General features: G+C 62.7%; 23 protein-coding genes. 17 read left to right on the forward strand and 6 right to left on the reverse strand.

The features are described from left to right. Positions 1 to 134 precede the first annotated feature (134 nt). The 6 genes from V6590_RS03615 (at position 135) to V6590_RS03640 (ending at position 5,079) form a co-directional block, all read left to right on the forward strand. Entirely contained in the window at positions 135 to 1,058 is a 924-nt protein-coding gene (locus V6590_RS03615; protein ID WP_335419685.1) for a class I SAM-dependent methyltransferase, read from the forward strand. A 79-nt stretch (positions 1,059 to 1,137) separates the two neighbouring features. After that, positions 1,138 to 2,061, forward strand: coding sequence for a class I SAM-dependent methyltransferase (locus V6590_RS03620; RefSeq protein WP_335419688.1), 924 nt, complete (start codon positions 1,138 to 1,140; stop codon positions 2,059 to 2,061). 47 nt (positions 2,062 to 2,108) lie between these two features. After that, positions 2,109 to 2,597, forward strand: a complete 489-nt coding sequence (locus V6590_RS03625; RefSeq protein WP_335419691.1) for a DUF2937 family protein — start codon at positions 2,109 to 2,111, stop codon at positions 2,595 to 2,597. Between the two features lie 107 nt (positions 2,598 to 2,704). Then, positions 2,705 to 3,952 (forward strand): lipoprotein-releasing ABC transporter permease subunit, encoded by a 1,248-nt coding sequence (locus V6590_RS03630; RefSeq protein WP_434063229.1) that lies wholly within the window; start codon positions 2,705 to 2,707, stop codon positions 3,950 to 3,952. After that, positions 3,945 to 4,619: an ABC transporter ATP-binding protein gene (locus V6590_RS03635; protein ID WP_335419697.1), complete on the forward strand. Its 675-nt coding sequence runs from the start codon at positions 3,945 to 3,947 to the stop codon at positions 4,617 to 4,619. The genes V6590_RS03630 and V6590_RS03635 overlap by 8 nt, the downstream gene beginning before the upstream one ends. Before the next feature lie 67 nt (positions 4,620 to 4,686). Continuing rightward, positions 4,687 to 5,079 carry a c-type cytochrome gene (locus tag V6590_RS03640; RefSeq protein ID WP_335419700.1) on the forward strand — a complete coding sequence of 131 codons (393 nt, stop codon included), beginning with the start codon at positions 4,687 to 4,689 and terminating at the stop codon, positions 5,077 to 5,079. Here the strand turns inward: V6590_RS03640 and V6590_RS03645 are convergent. Then, positions 5,072 to 5,716, reverse strand: coding sequence for a TetR/AcrR family transcriptional regulator (locus tag V6590_RS03645; protein ID WP_335419702.1), 645 nt, complete (start codon positions 5,714 to 5,716; stop codon positions 5,072 to 5,074). The two genes, V6590_RS03640 and V6590_RS03645, sit on opposite strands and share 8 nt — an antisense overlap. Before the next feature lie 21 nt (positions 5,717 to 5,737). Here V6590_RS03645 and V6590_RS03650 point away from each other — a divergent pair, with 21 nt between their 5' ends. Beyond that, positions 5,738 to 6,571 (forward strand): hypothetical protein, encoded by an 834-nt coding sequence (locus V6590_RS03650; protein WP_335419705.1) that lies wholly within the window; start codon positions 5,738 to 5,740, stop codon positions 6,569 to 6,571. After that, positions 6,492 to 6,989, forward strand: a complete 498-nt coding sequence (locus V6590_RS03655; protein ID WP_335419709.1) for a MarR family winged helix-turn-helix transcriptional regulator — start codon at positions 6,492 to 6,494, stop codon at positions 6,987 to 6,989. Before V6590_RS03650 ends, V6590_RS03655 begins: the two co-directional genes overlap by 80 nt. Here the strand turns inward: V6590_RS03655 and V6590_RS03660 are convergent. From V6590_RS03660 to V6590_RS03670, 3 genes are all read right to left on the reverse strand, one after another. Next, entirely contained in the window at positions 6,983 to 9,076 is a 2,094-nt protein-coding gene (locus V6590_RS03660; RefSeq protein WP_335419712.1) for a capsule polysaccharide biogenesis protein, read from the reverse strand. The two genes, V6590_RS03655 and V6590_RS03660, sit on opposite strands and share 7 nt — an antisense overlap. Beyond that, positions 9,051 to 10,196, reverse strand: a complete 1,146-nt coding sequence (locus V6590_RS03665; protein WP_335419714.1) for a polysaccharide biosynthesis/export family protein — start codon at positions 10,194 to 10,196, stop codon at positions 9,051 to 9,053. The genes V6590_RS03660 and V6590_RS03665 overlap by 26 nt, the downstream gene beginning before the upstream one ends. A 90-nt stretch (positions 10,197 to 10,286) precedes the next feature. Then, positions 10,287 to 11,498: a capsule polysaccharide biogenesis protein gene (locus V6590_RS03670; protein WP_335419717.1), complete on the reverse strand. Its 1,212-nt coding sequence runs from the start codon at positions 11,496 to 11,498 to the stop codon at positions 10,287 to 10,289. Positions 11,499 to 11,783: 285 nt separating this feature from the next. On the opposite strand from V6590_RS03670, the gene V6590_RS03675 reads away from it, so the two are divergent. Next, a complete protein-coding gene (locus V6590_RS03675; protein WP_335419720.1) occupies positions 11,784 to 12,380 on the forward strand; it encodes a riboflavin synthase in 597 nt (198 codons plus the stop codon). Then, positions 12,377 to 12,925, forward strand: a complete 549-nt coding sequence (locus V6590_RS03680) for a hypothetical protein (protein WP_335419722.1) — start codon at positions 12,377 to 12,379, stop codon at positions 12,923 to 12,925. The genes V6590_RS03675 and V6590_RS03680 overlap by 4 nt, the downstream gene beginning before the upstream one ends. Here the strand turns inward: V6590_RS03680 and V6590_RS03685 are convergent. Both V6590_RS03685 and V6590_RS03690 read right to left on the reverse strand, forming a co-directional pair. Then, entirely contained in the window at positions 12,922 to 14,088 is a 1,167-nt protein-coding gene (locus V6590_RS03685) for a BCCT family transporter (RefSeq protein WP_335419725.1), read from the reverse strand. The two genes, V6590_RS03680 and V6590_RS03685, sit on opposite strands and share 4 nt — an antisense overlap. A gap of 335 nt (positions 14,089 to 14,423) precedes the next feature. Then, entirely contained in the window at positions 14,424 to 15,269 is an 846-nt protein-coding gene (locus V6590_RS03690; protein ID WP_335419729.1) for a hypothetical protein, read from the reverse strand. A 57-nt stretch (positions 15,270 to 15,326) separates the two neighbouring features. On the opposite strand from V6590_RS03690, the gene V6590_RS03695 reads away from it, so the two are divergent. The 7 genes from V6590_RS03695 (at position 15,327) to V6590_RS03725 (ending at position 20,446) form a co-directional block, all read left to right on the forward strand. Beyond that, entirely contained in the window at positions 15,327 to 16,124 is a 798-nt protein-coding gene (locus V6590_RS03695) for a helix-turn-helix domain-containing protein (protein ID WP_335419731.1), read from the forward strand. Positions 16,125 to 16,388: 264 nt separating this feature from the next. Further along, entirely contained in the window at positions 16,389 to 17,489 is a 1,101-nt protein-coding gene (gene ribB / locus V6590_RS03700; RefSeq protein WP_335419734.1) for a 3,4-dihydroxy-2-butanone-4-phosphate synthase, read from the forward strand. 3 nt (positions 17,490 to 17,492) lie between these two features. Next, positions 17,493 to 18,011, forward strand: coding sequence for a 6,7-dimethyl-8-ribityllumazine synthase (locus V6590_RS03705; RefSeq protein WP_335419739.1), 519 nt, complete (start codon positions 17,493 to 17,495; stop codon positions 18,009 to 18,011). Beyond that, positions 18,008 to 18,469 carry a transcription antitermination factor NusB gene (gene nusB, locus V6590_RS03710; protein WP_335419741.1) on the forward strand — a complete coding sequence of 154 codons (462 nt, stop codon included), beginning with the start codon at positions 18,008 to 18,010 and terminating at the stop codon, positions 18,467 to 18,469. Before V6590_RS03705 ends, nusB begins: the two co-directional genes overlap by 4 nt. 74 nt (positions 18,470 to 18,543) lie before the next feature. After that, the gene (locus V6590_RS03715) at positions 18,544 to 18,942 is read left to right on the forward strand and encodes an META domain-containing protein (RefSeq protein ID WP_335419745.1); all 399 of its coding nucleotides are present in this window, start codon (positions 18,544 to 18,546) and stop codon (positions 18,940 to 18,942) included. A 78-nt stretch (positions 18,943 to 19,020) separates the two neighbouring features. Further along, a complete protein-coding gene (locus V6590_RS03720; protein WP_335419748.1) occupies positions 19,021 to 19,332 on the forward strand; it encodes a hypothetical protein in 312 nt (103 codons plus the stop codon). A gap of 283 nt (positions 19,333 to 19,615) precedes the next feature. Beyond that, positions 19,616 to 20,446 (forward strand): DUF481 domain-containing protein, encoded by an 831-nt coding sequence (locus V6590_RS03725; protein ID WP_335419751.1) that lies wholly within the window; start codon positions 19,616 to 19,618, stop codon positions 20,444 to 20,446. Positions 20,447 to 20,722 lie beyond the last annotated feature (276 nt).

Consider the following 20,722-nt stretch of genomic DNA (forward strand, 5'->3'; position numbering starts at 1 on the left):
TCTGTTGCGCAGGTGTTACGCCAGCGGGCCGCCTTCGGGCGGCCTCGCCATTTTTGTGCCGAACTTCTTGACCAATTGGTCGCTCAACCTGATCTTGGTTTCCAATAAGTTAACAAAAAACAAGGTCGAGGCAGATGAGAGCAGATCACGCCGCGCTGATCGAGCGCGAGGCGAAATTCCCGACTGGCCATCGCGAAGGCTATGCCGGGTTTGAGCGCACCATGCAGATCATGCGCGATACGTTTTATGAGGAATTCCTGCGCAACAGCAGCCAGAAATACCCCAACACCAACGAGGTTCTGGCCGCGATCGGTGATTACCCACCAGAGGAATTTTCAAACCCCTATCCGATGACGCCGGAACAGATCGCCTCGCTCACCCGCGCTGTACAACGCAAATATGTGTTGCGGTTCAAGAACATCCGTCGCAGCTGGGCGCATCTGGTACAATACATGCCCGAACTGATGCGCAAGGGCGCCCCGCCGCGCGATGTGCTGGAACTGTCATCGGCGCATGGGGCGACGCTGGAAATCCTGCGTCACAAGGGCCACCGCGTTGTGGGCAATGATTTCCCGAATTTCCTGTCGCGGCGCAACGGGTTGAAAAGCCATTTGCGCCGGGTCAATGAATTTGACCCCGAACAGCACCGCGACGATGCCGGATATCTGGATGAAAACGGTGTGGCGCAGGGCTGGGCCTATCAGCCGCTGATCGAAAGCATCGGGCTGGATGTACGGCTGTTCGATGCCGGGATCGTGCCCTATCCGTTCGAGGATGGCAGTTTCGACACGCTTCTGACCTTCGATGCCATTGAACATTACTGCAACCCGCTGGACTGGATTGTGCTGGCGGATGAATTCACCCGTGTGGCCCGGCGGTCGGTGCTGATCGTGGCAAACCCCGTGCAGGAACATATGGTTGCTGACAAGGACTATATGGCCGCCTTCCATGAAGCGCAGAACGCCCTGCGCAATTATGGCCGCGATGGCTGGGAATGTGTGCATGCCGGGGTCTATCGCCACCAGTTGACCGTGTTCAAACTGGCGCGCTATGCCTGATCCATGCTGTCTGCCCGAACCGCTGTGCCAGGTTCGGGCGGGCAGTCCATTGCCAATGTCCCGGAAAGAGTGATCCCAGATGCTGCGCCTGACCCATGCCGAATTGATCGAGCAGGAACGCCTCCGCCCCGCGGATCATCGCAATGGTCATGCGGGCTATGTCCGCAAGATCCGTGCGCTGCGGGAGAGCTTTTTCCAGAAGTTCCTGAAACGGGAATCCAAGGCCCAGCCCAGCTATGACGAGGTGATTGCTGCCTTTGACGATATTCCGCCCGCCGATCTGACGGTGCCCTATGATCTGACGCCCGAAGGGCTCGATCATGTCAGCCGCTGTATTCAGCGCAAATACGTGATCCATTTCAAGAACATCCGCCGCAGCTGGGCGATCTTGCTGCAACATATGCCCGAACTGATGGCCGAAGACTGCCCGCCGCGCGTGGTGCTGGAAATGTCCACGGCGCATGGGGCCACGCTGGAGATTTTGCGCCGCAAGGGCCATCAGGTCATCGGCAATGATTTCGCCAATTTCGTGGGCGGGGCCGAGCTGGACAGCCGGTTCCGCGATTTCGGCGGGGCAGACCTGACCACGGCCCGCGACGATCATGGCCTGCACGATGGTTCGGGGCAGGTGCGCGATTGGCCCTATCGGCCTATCACCGAAAGCCTTGGGCTGGACGTGCGGCTTTTCGATGCCGGCACGCCACCCTATCCGTTCGAGGACAAATCGGTCGATACCGTGATCTGTCTGGATGCCATCGAACATTACTGCCATCCGCGCGACTGGATGAAGGTCGTGGCCGAATTCCGCCGCATCGCGCGCCGGTCGATCCTGCTGATCCCGAATGCGATGCCCCCCTATGCCTACAAGGATCTGGACTATCGCGAAACGGTCTATGCCTTTCAGCGTGAAATCCGCCAGTTCCAACAGGATGGCTGGCACTGCGTCCATGCCGGGATCAATCGCAACCAGCTTTCGGTATTCAAGCTGATGCAGATCGGCTGAACCGGACTAAGCGCCGTCAGCTTCGGCTGTACAGAAGGAGGAACGCGATGTTGCGCATACTGGCTTTGGCGGGGGCAATCGCTGGCGGGGCGGGCCTGTCGCAATTCCCGGAATTCAGCCAGCAATATCTGCAACGGCTGGCCGGGCAGGTAGATGCCCTGCAGGCGGTGGTGGCCGACTTTGATCGCACAGCCTCGCGCAACCAGCTGACCCGCGACGAGGCGCTGGCGCAGATGACCGGCACGACATTTCTGGATGATCGCCGCGCCGATATGGGCCTGACCTTTGACCGTGCGGCCCGGCTGGAGCAGAACCTTGCGGCATTGCGGGGCGCCTCGCCCCTGCAGCGCCTGACCATGCCGCAGCGGCTGGGCGATGCTGAAACGCTGGCCGCCACCTGGGCCGATTTCCGTCCCGCCGTGCCGGTCACGGTCGATGGGCTCTTGCTGGGTGGCATCGGGTTTCTGGGCGGCTGGATGGCGACGATGGGCCTTCTGTCACTGCTGGCATGGCCGTTCCGGCGGCTCTTCGCCTGACAGAGGCCCGCATCGCTTGACCTTTTCCCGCCCCTTGGTCAGGGTGCGCGCGCAACTGAAAGGGTCTGATCTTGGCCGCAACTGCCCCGTTTTCCCGCTTTGAATGGATGATCGCCTGGCGCTATCTGCGCGCCAAAAGGGCCGAGGGCGGGGTCAGCGTGATGACATGGATAAGCCTGATCGGCATCACGCTGGCGGTGTTTGCGCTGATTGCCACGCTGTCGGTGCGGGCCGGGTTTCGGGCCGAGTTCGTTGATACGATTCTAGGGGCCAATGCCCATGTCACGGTCTATGCCATGGCCGAAACCGATGAATTCGGGCGCAGTCTGCGCGGCTTTGCCGATTATGACGATGTGGCCGCCCGGATCGCTGCCCTGCCGGGGGTGACGCGCGCCGCCCCCTTGGTGAAGGGGCAGGTGATGGCGACGGCCAATGGTGTCAACATGGGGGTCGAGGTCTTTGGCATTCGCGCCGCCGATCTGGCCACGCTGCCGCGCATCGGCAGCGGCGCGGGGCATCAAGGTGATATCGGCCGCTTCGATCAGGGGATCGCGCTTGGGTCTGCGCTGGCGCGTGAATTGAATCTGGGCGTAGGGGATCGGGTGCGGCTCATCAGCCCCGACGGGGTGAAAACCGCCTTCGGCACCAGCCCGCGGGTGAATGCCTACGAGGTGGTCTATATCTTCACCGCCGGGCGTTATGACATCGATCGCACCCGCGCTTATCTGCCCTTTGCCGAGGCGCAGGATTATTTCAACCGTGAAGGCCGCGCCGACGAGATCGAGGTGATGGTGCAAGACCCAGAAGCGGTGGACAGCCATACCGCAGCCCTGATGCAGGCCGGAGGAGAGCGCGCGCTGCTGTGGAGCTGGCGCGACGCTTCGGGCGCATTTCTGCGCGCGCTGGATATCGAGGACAACATCATGTTCATCATCCTGTCGATCCTTGTGCTGATCGCCACGATGAACATCGTGTCTGGCCTGATCATGCTGGTGAAGAACAAAGGCCGCGACATCGGCATCCTGCGCACCATGGGATTGACCGAGGGGGCGATCCTGCGGGTGTTCTTTCTGTGTGGCGCTTCGACCGGGATCATCGGCACCGCTTTGGGCGTGCTGCTGGGCTGCCTGTTCGCGATCTATATCGATCCGATCTTTTCCTTTGTGAACTATGTCGCGGGCGGCGGGATCTGGGATCCGTCGGTGCGGGGCATCTATAACCTGCCCGCCAAGCTGCAATTGGCGGATGTCCTATCGGCGGTGGCGCTTTCGCTGGGGCTTTCCTTCATCGTGACGATTTTCCCTGCGCGACGTGCCGCGCGGATGAACCCGGTAGAGGCGCTGCGCTATGAATGACACGCTGGTTCTGGACGGGCTGACCAAGGCCTATAACCGGGGCAAGCCCGCCGAAGTTACCGTTCTGCGCGGGGCCAGCCTGGCTGTGGCGCGGGGCGAGGTGGTGGCGCTGGTCGCGCCCTCGGGGGCAGGGAAATCCACGCTGCTGCATATTGCCGGGCTGCTCGACACGCCCGATGCGGGCCGGGTGCTGTTGGCGGGGCGCGACATGGCCCGGTCGGGCGACGGCGCACGCACGCGGGCGCGGCGGGAAGAGGTAGGCTTCATCTATCAGTTCCACCACCTTCTGCCGGAATTCACCGCGCTGGAGAACATCATGCTGCCGCAACTGGCAAATGGGACCAGCGCGCCCGCCGCACAGGCGCGGGCGATGGATTTGCTGGCGCGTGTGGGGGTGTCGACCCGCGCCCATCACCGCCCGGCGGCGCTGTCGGGGGGCGAACAGCAACGCGTGGCCTTTTGCCGGGCCCTGGCCAATGCGCCCAGGCTGTTGCTGGCCGACGAACCCACCGGCAACCTTGATCCCGGCACCTCAGATCAGGTGTTTGCGGCGCTGATGGATCTGGTGCGCGAAACCGGCCTGTCGGCCCTGATTGCCACGCATAATCTTGATCTTGCCGCCCGGATGGACCGGATTGTCCGGCTGGATCAGGGGCGCGTCGTCTGATCGGATCGGGGGCTTGCGGGGTGGGAATGGGCGTGCTTCCATGGCCCGACCCCAAGGAGACAAGCCCATGCGCAAGCTGTTGATTCTATTCCCCGCTCTGGTGCTGGCGGCCTGTCTGCCGCAGAAAAAGGTGCCGACGGGTGCCGAGGATTTCGCCACCTATTGCGCGGCTTGCCATGGCGAGGACGGTCGCGGCACTGGCCCGGTGGCAAGCACGCTGGAGGGCCGCCCGGCCGATCTGACGCGTCTTTCCGGCAAGGATGGTTTCCCCATGACCCGGGTGATGAGCAAGATCTGGGGCTATACCCGCGACAAGGACGGCGCGATGATGCCGCAATTCGCGCCTTTGCTGGATGGGGAACAAATGGTGCTGTTCGACAGCGGCGATGATATCGACACGCCCACCCCGCTGCGTCTGGTGCAACTGGCGGAATATGTGAAATCGCTTCAGGTCAAATAGCACTGTCCTGTGACGGCGCGCGCGCGCCTGACAGCAGGTCGATGAACAGCGAAATCGCCGCCTCGATCGCGATCGGTGCGGGTTTTTCCACCTTCCATTCCGGCAGATGCCCATCCGTGGCCATGCGCGCCAGCCCATAAGCGGTGCCGCGCGCCAGCAGCATCAGATCCTCCAGCGCCCAGCCCGCCGAAATGCTGCCTTCAGCCTGCGCCTGACGGAACAGCGTTTCCAGATTCTGCCGCAGGGTCTCGTTCTGCGTGACCAGCAGGTCCGATCCAGCGAAATCGATCAGGCTGCGCGAACTGACCACCAGGAAATGCGTGGGGTTTTCCAGTGCCCAACGAACATAGCCCTGCGCCATGGTTCTGATCCCGGTCATGGCCGTGTGGTTTGCCCTATCCTCCATCGCAAGGCGGACAGACTCTACCAGCCGCGCCATGCTTTGTTCGGCCACGGCGGTCAGCAAGGCGGCCTTGGTGGGAAAGTGCCGGAATGGCGCCGCCGGGGAAACGCCCAGCCTTTTGGCCAGATCGCGCAGTGACAGCCCGTCGGCCCCGTCACGGGCAATCACTGCCACGGCCTCGGTGATCAGGGCCTCTTTCAATTCGCCATGATGGTAGGATCGTTCTTCGGACATGGGATCAGGGATCACCCGAATGTGAGCGTGCTGCAAGCGGGAATCAATGTATGCGGTGATTACATTTATTGCGGGAGTATCATCGTGACCGAATCCAGACTGCTCCGTTCCCCTTCAGCCGGGTTGCTTGCGCTGATGATGCCAGTGGTCGTTCTGGCGCTTCTGGCCATATGGTTGGCCACGGATGTTGACCTGCTGCGCCAGATCAACCGGGTGACCGTGCGGCTGTCTTTCCTGTTCTTTCTGGCCATGGTTCTGGTTCCGCTGGTGCCTGCGCTGCAGAGCGTGGCCCCCCGGGCGGCGTTTGGGCTTGGGCTGGCTTTTGTGCTGTGCCATGGCGTTCATGTCGTTTCCGTTCTGACCTTTGCCCTTCGTGCCCCGGCTGAATTTGCTGCCGTCAGCCCGCCCGCGATCCTGGTGCCCAGGGTTCTCGGCCTGCTGTTTCTGGGGATCATCGTAGCCGATTTGGTTCTGGGCCGCGACAGGCGGGGCTGGCGCATCGCCCGCACAGTCGCGGTGGTTTATCTGTGGGCGGCCTTCCTGATCGGCTTTGGCAAGCGTGCCGGGTTGGGGGTGGACTATGCCATCTTTGCCGGGCTGGGGGGCTTGCCGGCCTTGGTGCATTGGCGATTGTGCTGTTTGCCTGGCGGAAAACTTCCTGAAGCAGGCCAAATCCGCGCGAGCTACCCCGGTTGCGAGGAATTTTGCCCGAAGTTTACGCGATGTTTCCTATTTGTGACGAATCTGGCTCGACATCGGTCAGTCGGAGAAAGGTATGACGGTTCATCAACATGTACTGGATGGCTCGCACAAGGCGTTCATGCTGGGCTATCTGGAAAACCTTTCGCTGGTTGAACGGCTGCACCGGTTGCTGCTGGATGTCGTGAAGGACGAGTTCGAGCGACTGGGCATCCTGGAGATCAATCCGGTCCAGGCACTGTTGCTGTTCAACATTGGCGAGAATGAGGTGACTGCGGGGGAGCTGAAATCCCGCGGCTATTATCAGGGCAGCAATGTCAGCTATAACCTGAAAAAGCTGGTGGAGCTGGGCTATATGCATCACCAGCGGTCAGAGATTGACAGGCGGTCGGTGCGGGTCCGGCTGACGGAAAAGGGCCGTCGGGTGCGGGTCGTGCTGGCAGACCTGTTTTCGCGGCATGCCGAAGGGCTGGAAAAACGCGGGCTGATCAGCGCGGCGGTGATGGAAGACATCAATCAGGCCCTGAAGCGGATGGAACGCTACTGGACGGAACAGATCCGCTATATCTACTGACGCCAGAGCCAGGCCTGCCCGGCCAGCGCGCCTTGTAGCTTGGCCAGAACACGCAGCGCGATGGAAGGGGCGGGGATCGCGCCATGTGCCAGCCGATCCACCGCCACTTCGGGCGGGCAGGGGCGGCGGGTGACCGGGTCAAGATAGCGCGGGTAGGCGATCAGCGCCGCATGGACCAGTTGGTCCAGGGTCGGGCGCGGCAAGGGATGGCCGTCTTGCGCCCGTTTGCGCCGGTCGGGGACCGGGCCCAGATCGCGGGTCAACCCCCAGCCGGCATAGAAAGGGGCCCCCAGGCAGGTGACGGCTTTGCCCCGGATCAGCGCCTCGAACCCCAGAAGCGAGGTCATGGTCCAGACTTCGCTGCAGGCCTCGATCAGGGCGACCGGATCGGACCTGCTGGCCACGGCGTCGGCCAGGGCGCTGATCTGGTCGTGGGCAAGCGCGCCGGGGCGCAAGCCAGCCTCTACATCCGGGTGCGGTTTGTAAACGATCACCGCTTCGGGATTGGCCGCGCGCACCGACTGGAGCAGGGCAAGATTGGTGCACACTGCGCCCGCTCCCAGCCGGATGGAGGCATCGTCCTCCACCTGCCCGGGCACAAGGATGAAGCCACCCTCCGGCAGATCGGGCAGCGCGCCGGGCAGGTTGTACTTGCTGACACCCGCCGCGATGATCTGGCGGCGCAGGGCTTCTGCCCGCGTCGCACCACCCGGTGGCAACCGGGACAGGATCAGTCGTTCCAACCGGCTTTCGCGGGTCGGATCATAATAGATGCCCAGATCATCAGTCACGAGTGACAGGGGCGGCACAAGTGCCGCGCCAAGCCCGCGGGACCGCAGAAAGCCATCCTCCACCCGCCGCACTGGCGCATCGGGGGCAAAGCCGGACGCTTCCTTCCCGGCCCAGATCAGCAATCCGCGCCCCAAGCGGCGGGCGATGCGATCGGCCCTTTCGGGCGGATCGGCAAAGCGCAGCGCCTTTTCCCTGCCGAAGAACCCCTGCAGCGCCCCGCGTTTCCACAGCCGCATACCCGTGGCGACATGCCCCCCCCGATCATCACGGAAGGCGCGCACCTCGGCCTCCAGCTGGTCAAGCGCCTGTTCAAGGCTGCACAGACGGTCGCGGCAGGGGTCATACCACACTGGCGCAAGGATCATGGCTGCCGCAAACAGCTGGGCGGGGGTCAGACGGCGGCCACGACGTGCCGGAGGATGGCGGTCAGTCGTGAGCCCCCAGCCCGCAAAAAAGGGTTGGCCAAAGACCTGCGGGCGATGCCCGGCCAGCACGGCCTCGAACCCAAGTTGCGACGACACGGTATAGACCGCGATGGCCCCATCCAGCAGATCATGCGGCGAGGCCAGCCCGTCGTAAAGCGTGGTGCGCGCATCGCAGTCAGCAGGGCCATAATGCCCCGGTCGCAGCCCGGCGCGGGTTTCGGGATGGGTCTTGATCAGGATACGCGCGCCGGGGTGATCTTCACGCGCCTGCATCAGCATGTCGGCAAAGGTCTGCGCCGAGGCCCCGCCATACTGGATCGCCGCATCGCCCCGTGTCTGATCCACCACCAGAACATAACCCGGGGCAGGGGGCGGCAGGGCCGGATCGAAATTATTGTATTTTGACAGGTGCGCAGCCCGTATGCGGCCAATTCCATCTCTTGCTCGTTGCAGAAGGTTCGAATCGTCCAAGGGGTGCCGCGCAAGAAGCCGTTCCAGCGTTGACGGGGCACTGCTGTCGAAATGCACGCCCAGCTCGTCAATCATCAGCCCCATGGGCGGCGTGCCACTGCGCCCGGGATGGATCGACCGCAGGAAGGCATCTTCCACCCGGATCAGGGGCAGATTGCGGGCATTGGCCACCGCCTCGCCCCGTGCGGCATGCGGCGACCGGCCCCAGACCACCACCCCGTCACCGGGGCCCGGTCGGCCCAGCCGCAAGTCGTGCCCGGCCAGCATCAGGATACGGCGCAGGCGCGATTGCCAGAGAAAGCCACCGTTGAAATAGCAAAGCCGCCGGGGAAGATCCCCGACGGCCCCATCGTGGTTCAGGTCTGACGCCACATCAGCTGCCCGATGACGAGCCGACATTGGCAAGCGAATTGGCAGCCCCGGCCGTGCCGGTGATCGCGCTGATTGTCTTGCTCCACTGGGTGAACGGCGCTTCGGTCACATAAAGCGTGTCGCCATCGCGCACCAGGAAATCGCGCGCCTCGAACATGCCGGTCGGCGCGGTAAGGTCGAGCACATAGACCATGCGCTGATCGCCCTTCAGATCCTTGCGGCCCAGGACCGCATTGGCCACCGCTGCAGGTTCGTTGCGCAAGACGAATACGCCCGTGGGATCGGCCAGCTGAGTGGACAGGCCGCCGACCTGTGCGATGGCCTCGATGGCCGACAGGGTCTGGCTTTCAAAGGGCACAAGGCTTTGCGCCCCGGTTGCACCAAGCGCGGTAAAGGCCCGTTGGTCGCGTTCCACCACGATCTGGTCACCGCCGCGCAGCGCGATGTCGAGTGCGGGGTTTTCAAACAGATCCTGCAGCCACACCTTGCCGGTCTGGTTCCCGCGCGTGACACGAACAATGGCGACTGCGGGTTCAATGGCAATGCCACCAGCCTTGGCGATCATGGTCGAAAGCGTGCGGGTGGACCGCTCGATCGGATAGACGCCCTGGCCACCCACGGCACCTGCCAGCGACACGGTCTGCCCGTCACCAGCCAGCCGGTTCACGGTGATCTGCGGATCGGGGGTCTGGGTGTCCAGCTTCTTGGTGATGATCTGGCGCAGGCCATCGGGCGATTGGCCTGCCGCCTTGATCTTGCCGGCATAGGGCACGAAAATGTAGCCCTGCCCATCGACCTGAAGTTCGGCCAGCTGCGAGACGCGCTGCCCGGTATTGCCCAGCAGCGGGTCATCCTTGACGTTTTCGAAGATGGTCAGCGTCAGCACATCCCCGGGGACGATGGTATCGGGGCCAACCTTGCCTGCGTTACGGAAGGCATCGGAAAAGCCGTAGGCTGGCATGACAGATGTTGCGCGGGTCACGCGCGGATTCACGGTGACCACAAAGGCATCGCCGCCATTGAGCACCGAGCCGGCAAAGATTTCGCGTTTGTTGGGGCCGGACCTAGGCAGGCCGCAGGCTGCGACCACCGCAACAAGCGTGAAAAGGGCCAGTGTCTTGGCCCCTTTTGAAGATGACAATTTCACTGCTCGGGCTCCTTTATTGGAACTGCCTCAAGTTTTTTGTGGTTCAGGCTACCCAAAGGCGGCCCGAAATACCAGTCTGACGTGCAGCCGTCAGTTCACAAGCCGCAACTGTTGCCTTGGTGCCGCGTTGCCGGAAACCAGCGCATCATAAGGATCTTCGGCGGCCAGCATCATGTCCACCACTTGCCGCAGCAGGGTGCGCTGCCCGCGCGCCGAATAGAAGCCACCGGGGATCTGGCTGGTTTCCAGCAGGTAGTGCCGATAATCACGATAGGCCCGGCTGTCGGGGCGGGTTGGTTGACGGAAGAATTCCGGCAACGGTTGTGACGACACGAATTCAGGTTTGGCATAGACGGCCGCGCCAAAGGTTTTCAGCGGCAGCCCGCGCCACAAGACCTGCTGGGCGGCTGTGGAATTCACCGTGACCGCGCTGCGGGCATGGTTGAGAAGCGGTGCCAGTTTGCCCCCGCGCACGAAATGCACCCGGCCTTGCACCCCGTGCTGACGGGCAAGCCTGCGGATCTCGCCCGCCACTGCCACGCGCCCGTCCTCGAGCGGGTGGGCCTTGAAGACCAGATGGTGATGCGGTGCTGCGCCCTTGGCAAAGCCGTCGATCACCAGTTCAAGGAATTCCGTCATGGTGGAAAACGGCGAATGCATCTGAAAGCTGCTGTCATGTTCCAGCTGCAACAGCACCAGATGATAGGGAAAGCCGCCATGCTGGATACGGAAGGTGGCAAGGCCGCGTTCAATGGCATGAAAGGGGAGCAGCGCCAGACGCTTGCAATACAGCCAGAATTCCTGTGGCACCGTCAGGGCGCGGTGCGGGCGATAGGCGCGGTAATCCCAGAACCCGGCCATGACGAAGAAATGATACAGCGCGCCATAGAACATATGCTGGCGCATGTCGCCCCAGCGGGCGGGGGCATCGGGCAGATCCATGTCCAGTTGGGCCAGTGCCGCCTGCATCTGCGCCAGATCCAGCCCCATCAGCCGCGAATTGCCGTTCGATCCGCCGCGTTCATAGGTCACCCAATGCGGGCGCAGATAGCCTTCTTCAAAGACATGCACCGTCAGGCCCGCCGCGCGGGCCAGTTCCACTGCACGGGCATGAACCGGACGGGTATCGCCATAAAGCACGATATCGGTGACGGATTTTTCGGCGATCATCCGGGAAAGGGTTTCGGGCCAATCGGCCAGCGAACCGCGATAAGGCAGGTAGCTTTTCTTGTCAGGCCAGAATGCCTGATCGCCCCGATTGAACCCCACACGCCAGACCTGCGCCCCAGATGCGCCTAGCATGCGGCCCAGTTTTTGAAACCATGGCCCATGCGGCCCCTGCAAGAACAGGAATACTCGTCCGGCCCCCGAGATGGCCGGCCCTGAAACACTACCACTTGTCACACTGTCACCCGCGTTGCGCATGGTCTGCCCGTTTTTTGTTCTGTATCATAATCCGGTCGAGCCTGCAGGGAAAATCTTGCCAATTCATGACCGGTTAACCGAAAAAACGGGCCGCAATATGGCAGGTCTTGCCCTTGGTCGGGGCGGCGGCTAGGTCTTGGGGCAGCAAAGTTGGGGGCGCGCATGTTCACCGGGATCGTGACGGATATTGGCAAGGTGCTGGAGCTGGAGCAGCAGGGCGACCTGCGGGCGCGCATCGGCACCGCCTATGATGTGGCGGGCATCGACATTGGCGCCTCCATCGCCTGTGACGGGGTCTGCCTGACGGTGATCGCCCTGGGTCGCGCGCCACAGAACTGGTTCGATGTGCAGATCAGTGCCGAAAGCGTGTCGAAAACCAATATCGGCGCTTGGTCGCCGGGCAAGCGGCTGAATCTGGAGCGCGCGCTCAAGGTCGGCGACGAGTTGGGCGGGCATATCGTTTCGGGTCATGTGGATGGCGTGGCCGAGGTGGTGGGCATTGCCCCGGAAGGTGACAGTCTGCGGGTGACCTTTCGCGCGCCCGAGCCGCTGGCCCGTTTCATCGCGCCGAAAGGGTCGGTAGCCCTGAACGGCACCAGCCTGACGGTGAACGAAGTGAATGGCTGCGATTTCGGGATCAATTTCATCCCGCATACGCAGGCGGTCACCACCTGGAACGAGGTAGCGGTCGGCCAGAAGATCAATCTGGAGGTTGATACCATGGCGCGCTATGTGGCGCGGCTGCGGGAATGGGAATGACCGGCCCGCGCGTCGGCATTGGCCATAACGGCGGCCCAGATATGGCGGGGCGGGGCTGGCGGGCGCATTGCTGGCGGCAGGCGCGGGCCGATCTCTTGCCACATCTGCCGATCGAGGTGGTGCGCACAAGGGTGCGGCGCGCACAGGCCCTGGGGCTGGACTACAAGACCTATGCCGGGGTGCGCGCGACCACCGGGCGCGACATCGTGGCTTTCCTGTTTTCATCGAATGCGCTGCGGGTTCTGCCTGGGCGCGCGGTGCCGCAGACGGTCGCGCAGCGGCTGGACGGTCTGGCGGCGGATCGGATCGGGCTGGCTCTGGCACCGCTTGCGCCCGAGGTGCTGATGACGCTGCCGCTGCATGAGGCGCATGCCGCGCCGCGCCCCTTCGCCCCCTGGCCCGAGATGCGCGCCGCGCTGGATGCGGCGCGCGGCCATCGGCCGGGCGGGGCCTGCGTTCTGGTGACCGAAGCCCCGTTCGAGATGGATTGGCTGGTGGCAGGCAGGCTGGGTGCCTGTCTGCCATCCTCTGCGATCTTCGGTTAACGCGCTTCGGCGCGCAGGTTGCGGACCGCGGCACGCACATGGGCATGACGCCAGGCCATGGTGACGAACACCACGCTGTAAAGCCCGATGACCACCAGCCCGACCCATTCGATCTTGAACGGGGTGAACTGATAGGCCAGCACCAGCGCGAATTGCAGCCCGAAATGCAGCGGGAAATAGCGCGGCCAGCCCAGTTCGCCCACACCCCAGCCCAGATTGGCGCTGTAAAGCCGGATCAGGCTGTCCAGCGAATTGACGACAAACACGATGCCCACCGTGATCATCGCCCAGTTCAGCCAGCCCGGAATGGTCAGTTGATGTTCAAAGTACAGGAACAGCACGGCAAACCACAGGCCCAGAGGCAGCGCAGGCAGGGCCACCATGGCAATCGCCAGTTTCCAGCTTTTGAGCCCGCCGACGAAATTTGCGACGAATTGCCCGATCATGATCGACCAGCTGAACCACCAGAACAGGTAGAATTCGTGGTAATCGGTGATCGGCGTGGCAAAGCGGTGCAGATTGGCGAAATAGCCGCCCAGCTTGCCGATGGAGGCCAGAAGCCCGCTGACCCCGATGCCGCTGACCACAAAGGCGACAATGACCAGTGCGGTGAACACCAGGATGCCAAAGCCCCAAGTGGACAAGATGGCCAGCCATTTCATGAAATGCAGGTTGCCGCTGGAATAGACCGAAACCGCCAGCGCCCCGATGACCAGTGCCCAGACGGCCCAATTGGGCAGGCCCGGTGCATAGGCGGGCAGGGCAGTCAGGAACAGATAGCCGGTAAAGGCACAGGTGGCGATGATGGTCAGATTGTAGACCCATTTCACAGCCGGATGGTCAAAGACCTTCAGCCGGGGTTCCAGCACCACGAAATAGAAGGTGGCAAGGAAATACATCAGCCAGACCATTGGGCCCCACATGCCGAACTCTACCGCCAGCGGGTTGGTGAACCCATAGGCCGCATCCCCTGCATAGACCGGGAATTCGGTCAGCGGCAGCATGACCAGCCCCATGTCGAGCCCCGCGGTAAACAGCAATGCCACCAGGGTGAAGGTATTCACGGGTGTTGGCCCCGTGCAGGGCACATCGGCCCATCGCAGCACCACGAACAGGGCTGCTACGAGCACGGTCACATAGGCCGCGCTGATGATGAAGGTCATGTCTCTGGCTCCCTTGTTATCTGTTGTGACAAGAACCCCGTTCCACCCGTGGCCGGGTGCGGGGCCGTGCGGTTCTGATGCCGCAAGGGAAGGATAACACGTCAGGTGTACGGTTTTTGTTGATTCACCGATCAATCAATAACCAAAAGCGACCCTTTCGGCCTGCTGAAACCCGGTGGAACGCGCGATGGATCACGCCGTTTTCGGATCATGTCGCAGGCCGTATCGGGGCAATGGCGAAGAGGCGCGCCGACGCGCGCCGCCTGGTTCTTTGCTGCCCCAGCCTGTCCGTCAGGCACGCGGCGTGGCAGGTGCAGACGGGCTACCTCTGCGGCTCAGGGGTAGGGCTGCGCCGAGAGGGTGCCTTCCAGCATCGAGGGCAGCAGCAGGCTGTCGCCCATGGTTGCGATGTCCGCGAGGCCGGGGGCATGCTTTGCGACGGTGCGGGCCGTGCCGTCTGCGTCGATTTTCATCAGATGCCCGGTGATCCAGTCATTCACCAGAAGATGCGTGCCCAGCTTCACCACCCCGTCGATATTGCCAATGCGCGCGGCAACGACGCTGATCGTCTTGTCGGCAAGGTTGATGGACAGCAGCGATCCGGGCTCTTCAGTCGAAAAGTCATCTCGCATCCCGGCCCCCCATGAACCGACAAGCAGGCGGTCACTCTCCAGCAACAGGCCATTCGGATGGTTCAGGTTGGCATCATCCATCCAGAGTGACAATTGCCCCGCCTCATAGCGCCAGATGCGATTGGTCATGAAATCGCTGACAAAGGCCTGCTGCCCGTCGGACGTGAGGTCGTTCAGGAAGACCGCGCCATCCACATCAAGGCTGCGGATCAGCGTACCGGTGGACAGGTCGATTTCATGCAGGCGGGTCAGGTCTGCGACCAGCAGGGTCGATCCGACGATCGCCATGCCTTTCGGGGCATCCAGCCCGGTGACCCATGCCGGATCGAGAATGTCGCCCTCGGGTGACAGCAGGGCCAACGCACCATTGCCATCGGCTGCCCCCGGGTGACCGCCGATCAGGCTCAGCACGATGCGATCCCGCGCCGCATCATGGATGGCACTTTCAGGCATATCGAAGGGGCCGGTGGTCCAGGTCTCGGGGCCCGCCTGGGCGATGGTGGCCAAGCCAGACAGGGCCAGAACGGCCGAAGTGATGAGATAACGCATGGTTTGCTCCTGTAGTGGATGGTGCAAGCCATAGATTTTTGATACGATTATTTCAAAATGTCGAATTCTGGTATCACTATTAGATACCGGATGGACGATCTGGTATCAGGGCAGGGTATGCAATCCGAACTCTTCGATCTTCTCAAGGCGGTTCTGAAGGCGCGCGGATTGACCTATGGCGCATTGGCCGAGCGGCTGAACCTGTCCGAACCCACGATCAAGCGGATCTTTGCAGAGCGCGATTGCAAGCTCAGCCGCATGACCGAGATTTGCGGCGCGCTGGATCTGACGCTTGAAGATCTGGTGGCCGAGGCCAACCGGATCGAGGTGCGCCCGGTGCCACTGGGCGACAGGCTGGAGGCGCAGCTTGCCGAGGATCGCTCCGCGTTCCACGTTTTCCTGCTGATGCTGTTCGGCATGTCTTCGCGCTGCATCCAGCAGGAATATGCGCTGGATGATGGTGCCATGTTCGCGCTGGGCCGCAGGTTGGAAAGGATGGGTCTGGTCGAGGTAATGCCTCATAACCAGTTGCGCCTGTTGATCCAGGGCCCGGTCCGGTTCCGCCGCGATGGGCCGCTGCATCAAAGATTGCTCAGATTGAACATGGATTTTCTGCGCGCGGCCTTTCTGGCACAGGATACCGATCATTCGGCCTATTTCACCCAGACCCGCCGGATCACGCAAAAGACCGCGCGCCATATCCTCAGGCGCCTGCGCGATGTGCAGATCGAACTGTCGGACCTTGCGCGCAGGGATCAGCTGACCCAACCTGAAACCGCCCTGCAAAGCTACAAGCTTGCCGTTGCATTGGGGCCAGTGACCTTTTCAGAGTTGTTGTCGCTGGATACGGATTGAATGGGCCGGGGAAGGAGGGCGCTGACTGCCCTTTCAGATGGCTAAACATGTGGTGTCTGCCGGGCCCAGAACTGAAGGAACCGAGGGGTTGCGTTGGTTGGCATTGCGCACCTTGGGGCTGAGCGACATTGGCGAAGAGGTGATCCGCTGGGTATTCTCCCTTGGTCTGTCCCGGCGTTTCCGCCCTTGCATGCTCTGGCCTTTGGCGGCGGGGCGGGGTAAGGCTGGCGCAAAGCTGTCAGGATTTGCGCCGGGGAACCTGCGATGAGCGAGATGAAGACCGACTATGCCGATGCCATTTCCTCGGTCGAGGAGATCATCGAAGATGCCCGCAACGGGCGGATGTTCATTCTGGTGGACCACGAGGACCGCGAGAATGAAGGCGATCTGGTGATCCCGGCCGAGAAATGCGATGCGGCGGCGGTGAACTTCATGGCCACCCATGGCCGGGGGCTGATCTGCCTGACGTTGACCGGCGAACGGATCGACAAGCTGGGCCTGCCGCTGATGGCCTCCAAGAACTCCTCGCGCCATGAAACCGCCTTTACCGTGTCGATCGAGGCGCGCGAAGGTGTGGAAACCGGGATTTCCGCCCATGACCGCGCGCTGACCATCGCCGTGGCCATTGACGAGGCCAAGGGGCCGCAGGATCTGGCGACGCCGGGTCATATCTTCCCTCTGCGCGCCCGCGATGGCGGCGTGCTGGTGCGCGCAGGCCATACCGAGGCCGCGACCGACGTGGCGCGTCTGGCCGGGCTGAAGCCTGCGGGGGTGATCTGCGAGATCATGAAGGATGACGGGACCATGGCCCGTTTGCCCGATCTGGTGCAATTCGCCCAGAAGCACGGGCTCAAGATCGGCACGATTTCCGACCTGATCGCCTATCGCCGCCGCCATGACAATCTGGTCAAGGAACGCAGCGTGAAGCGCGTCACCTCCATCCATGGCGGCGACTGGGTCATGCGGGTCTTTGCCGATCAGGCGCAAGGGGTGGAACATGTCGTGCTGACCAAGGGCGACATCACCAGCCCCGCGCCGGTTCTGGTGCGGATGCATGCGCTGAACCCGCTGGAAGATGTGCTGGGCATCAACCCCGGCAATGCCAATGATCTGCCGGGCGCGATGCGGCTGATTGCGGCCGAAGGGCGCGGCGTGATCGTGCTGCTGCGCGACACGTCGATGAAGCTGGTAGAAGAAGGCGAAGCCTCACCCCAGACGCTGCGGCAATATGGTCTGGGCGCGCAGATCCTCTCGGCGCTCGGCCTGCATGAAATCACGCTGGTGAGCAATTCCAGAACGCCGAAGGTCGTGGGGCTGGATGCCTATGGCCTGTCGATCACCGGCACCCGCCCGATTACGGAGTAAGACATGGCTGCGACCGAACAGCATTACACCCTGCCGCTGCCGCAGTTCGACAAGCCTGTCAAACTGCTGATCGTGGTGGCGCCCTATTACAAGGATATCACCGATCAGCTGGTGGCCGGGGCCGAAGGCGTGGCGACGGCCTGCGGGGCCGAGACCGAGGTGATCGAAGTGCCCGGCGCGCTCGAGGTGCCCACCGCCATCGCAATGGCCGAACGCATGGCGAATTACGATGGCTATGTGGCCTTGGGCTGTGTGATCCGGGGGGAAACCACGCATTACGAAACGGTCTGCAATGACAGCAGCCGTGCCATCACCCTTTTGGGTCTGCAGGGGGCCTGCATTGGCAATGGCATCCTGACGGTGGAAAACCGCCCGCAGGCACTGGCCCGGGCCGAAGTGGCAGGGCAGAACAAGGGCGGCGGGGCTGCGGCTGCGGCGCTGCATCTGATCGCCCATGCCCGGCGCTGGTCGGGTGCGCGCAAGGGGATCGGCTTTCGCAGCGACGCGGGGCATCAGGCATGACCGACAAGAAACAGATGCGATCCGCCGCGCGGTTCTTTGCCGTGCAGGCGCTGTTCCAGATGGAAGGCGCGGGCCAGACGGTGGAACGCGTGGTGCGCGAATTTGAAGACCATCGCTTTGGCGAGGTGTTTGATGATTATGAAATGGCCGAAGGTGACAGCAAGCACTTCCGCGCGCTGATCGACCATGCGGTGAACTGGCAGGCGCGCATCGACCAGATGACCGACCGGGCGTTGGTCGCGAAATGGCCGATCGACCGGATCGATCCGGTGCTTCGGGCGCTGTTCCGCGCAGCCGGGGCCGAAATCGTGGCGATGGACACGCCGCCCAAGGTGGTGATCACCGAATTCGTCGATGTGGCCAAGGCCTTCTTCCCCGATGGCAAAGAACCGAAATTCGTCAATGCGGTGCTGGATCACATGGCCCGGGAAGCAAAGCCCGAAGCTTTTTCGGCCTGATTGTCACCATGCGCCAAGGATCGGCAGATGCGCTGCGTCATGGTATCGTGTGACCCTGTGACCGGAGATTTGCCATGAAAGCCCCCCTTATCGCTGCTGCTGCCCTAACCCTGCTGACCGCCTGCCAACCCGAGGCAGCGCCGCTGACCGACGCTGATCTGGCAAAGGAATGGCGGGTGGTGCAGCTGGATGGCAAGGAGTTTGCCGCCCGCGCCACCCTCGATCTGACCGAACCGGGCAAGGCCTTCGGGCAGGCGCCCTGCAATCGGTGGTTTGCCGGTCGTGAAGGCAGCTTGCCCGAACTGCGCTTTGGTGCAGCGGGGGCAACGCGCATGGCTTGCCCGGATCTGGACGCCGAGGCGGCTTTCCTTGAAGCGCTGTCGCGCGTCCGGCAAGCCGCACTGGAAGGCGACCGGCTGGTGCTGACCGGCGAGGCCGGATTGCGGATGGAGCTGCAGCCCGCCACCCCCTGATCCGGGCTGCGGCACCTTGGCACTGGCCGCGCTTCGGCGACGTGCTAGGTTGAGCAGGAACCGAAAAGGGGAATCGTCATGCCAAAGCTCGTGCGCCTGTATATCGTCAATGTCGCCATCGGCTATGGCCTGGCGGCGCTGTTCGTGGCGCTCTTGGTCTGGTTCGACATTGCCAATATCGGGCGGTTGGTGCTGCACAGCGACATGGGCTGGCTTGCCGCGCTGATGCTGGTGATGTTCCATGGCGTTGTCTTTGGCGGGGCACAATTCGCCATTGCGGTGATGCGGCTGGCCGATCCCGATGATGGCCCGCGCGGCGGGTTGAAAGACCCGGTCTGGCAGGCTGAACCTGCACCGATCCGCGTGACGGCAGGGCCGGGGCCGCGCTGATTACCCCCTGAATTCTGGCAATGGCCCGGCTTTTGCCGGGCTTTTTCTTGCCAGTTCAATTCGTTGCGCATGGCCCACAAGTTTTGGCTGTCGTGGCGTAACCCTTTTGAACCCTGCCTTTTCCGGCAAGTTCCCGCCCGGTGAACACCTGCGTTTCGGCAGGATCGCGCATCCTTTCGGCCCGATCCTGGGCCGGGTCTTGTTCCCGGCGCGGGGATGGCCAAGTCCCTTGCAGACCACGGGGCGTGTTCCTGTGGCGTGTGTGCAAGTGAAAGGAAACGACATGCGCAAGACCGTTCGTATCGCCGGGGCTTCGGCCCTTGCCACCCTTCTGGCGCTGCCCGCCATTGCCCAGACCGATCTGACCGGGGTGAAGGACGTGAATGATCGTCTGGACGACATCGAGGAAACGGTGACCGAAGATATGGCCCGCGCCCAGGATGCCGCGCGTTTCGGGAACCCCGAATTCAAGCAGGGCTTGTCTGGTTCGGCCTCGCTGGGGTATTCCGGCAAGACCGGCAACAATGAAAGCCAGGAATTCAGCGCCGGTGCCCGGTTGCGCTATGCCTCTGGCCCCTGGGTGCAGACGGTCGGCATCGCGCTCGATTTCTCCGAAGCCTCGGGTGTGAAGAACAAGGAAGACGTGCTGGGCGTCTATGACGCGAATTACTACTTCAACGACAGCTTCTATGCCTTCGTGCTGGGCCGGGTGGAAAGCAATGGTCTGGCCACAGCGGCCGGTGACAAGAAGACCGATGCCTTCCTGGGCTTTGGTCCGGGCTATCGCATCGTGAACACCCCCGACATGGCCTGGCGCGTGCAGGCCGGCCCGGGTGTGCGCTACACCAAGGATGGCGCGGGCAACAGCGAAACCGAAGGCGCGATCATCGCATCGTCGCGGTTCTTCTATCAGTTCACGCCCACGGTCTTTGCGACCAATGACACCGACATCCTGAAATCGGATGCCTCGCTGGCGATCAACAACGATCTGGGCGTGAATTTCAAGGTGACCGACGCAGTGTCCACCCGTGTCAGCTATCTGACCGAATATGATGACAGCCGCCCGATCCGCACCGACAACAAGCTGGGCGTGTCGGTGGTCTTCGGCTTCTGATCGAACCACAAATGCGAAAAGGGGCAGGAATTTCCTGCCCCTTTTTCACATTCAGGGTGGCGGGCCCGCAGCGGCCGTGGGTGACGTGTTTTCCCGAGAGCCAGAGGTCTCAGGTGGGCGCCAGGTAGCAGGACCAGGATCCTGCCAGAGCCAGCCCCCGTTCGGTTGCTTATCGGCCACTGGAAAAGTGTCCCGCACGCGAAGAGCAGCACCCGCCACACCCAGAGCTAGGGCGGATGAGGGCCGGATGCAAGGGGCAGCGGGGCGCGCTGCCCT

This window comes from Gemmobacter denitrificans (assembly GCF_036964905.1).
GTDB lineage: Bacteria > Pseudomonadota > Alphaproteobacteria > Rhodobacterales > Rhodobacteraceae > Gemmobacter > Gemmobacter denitrificans.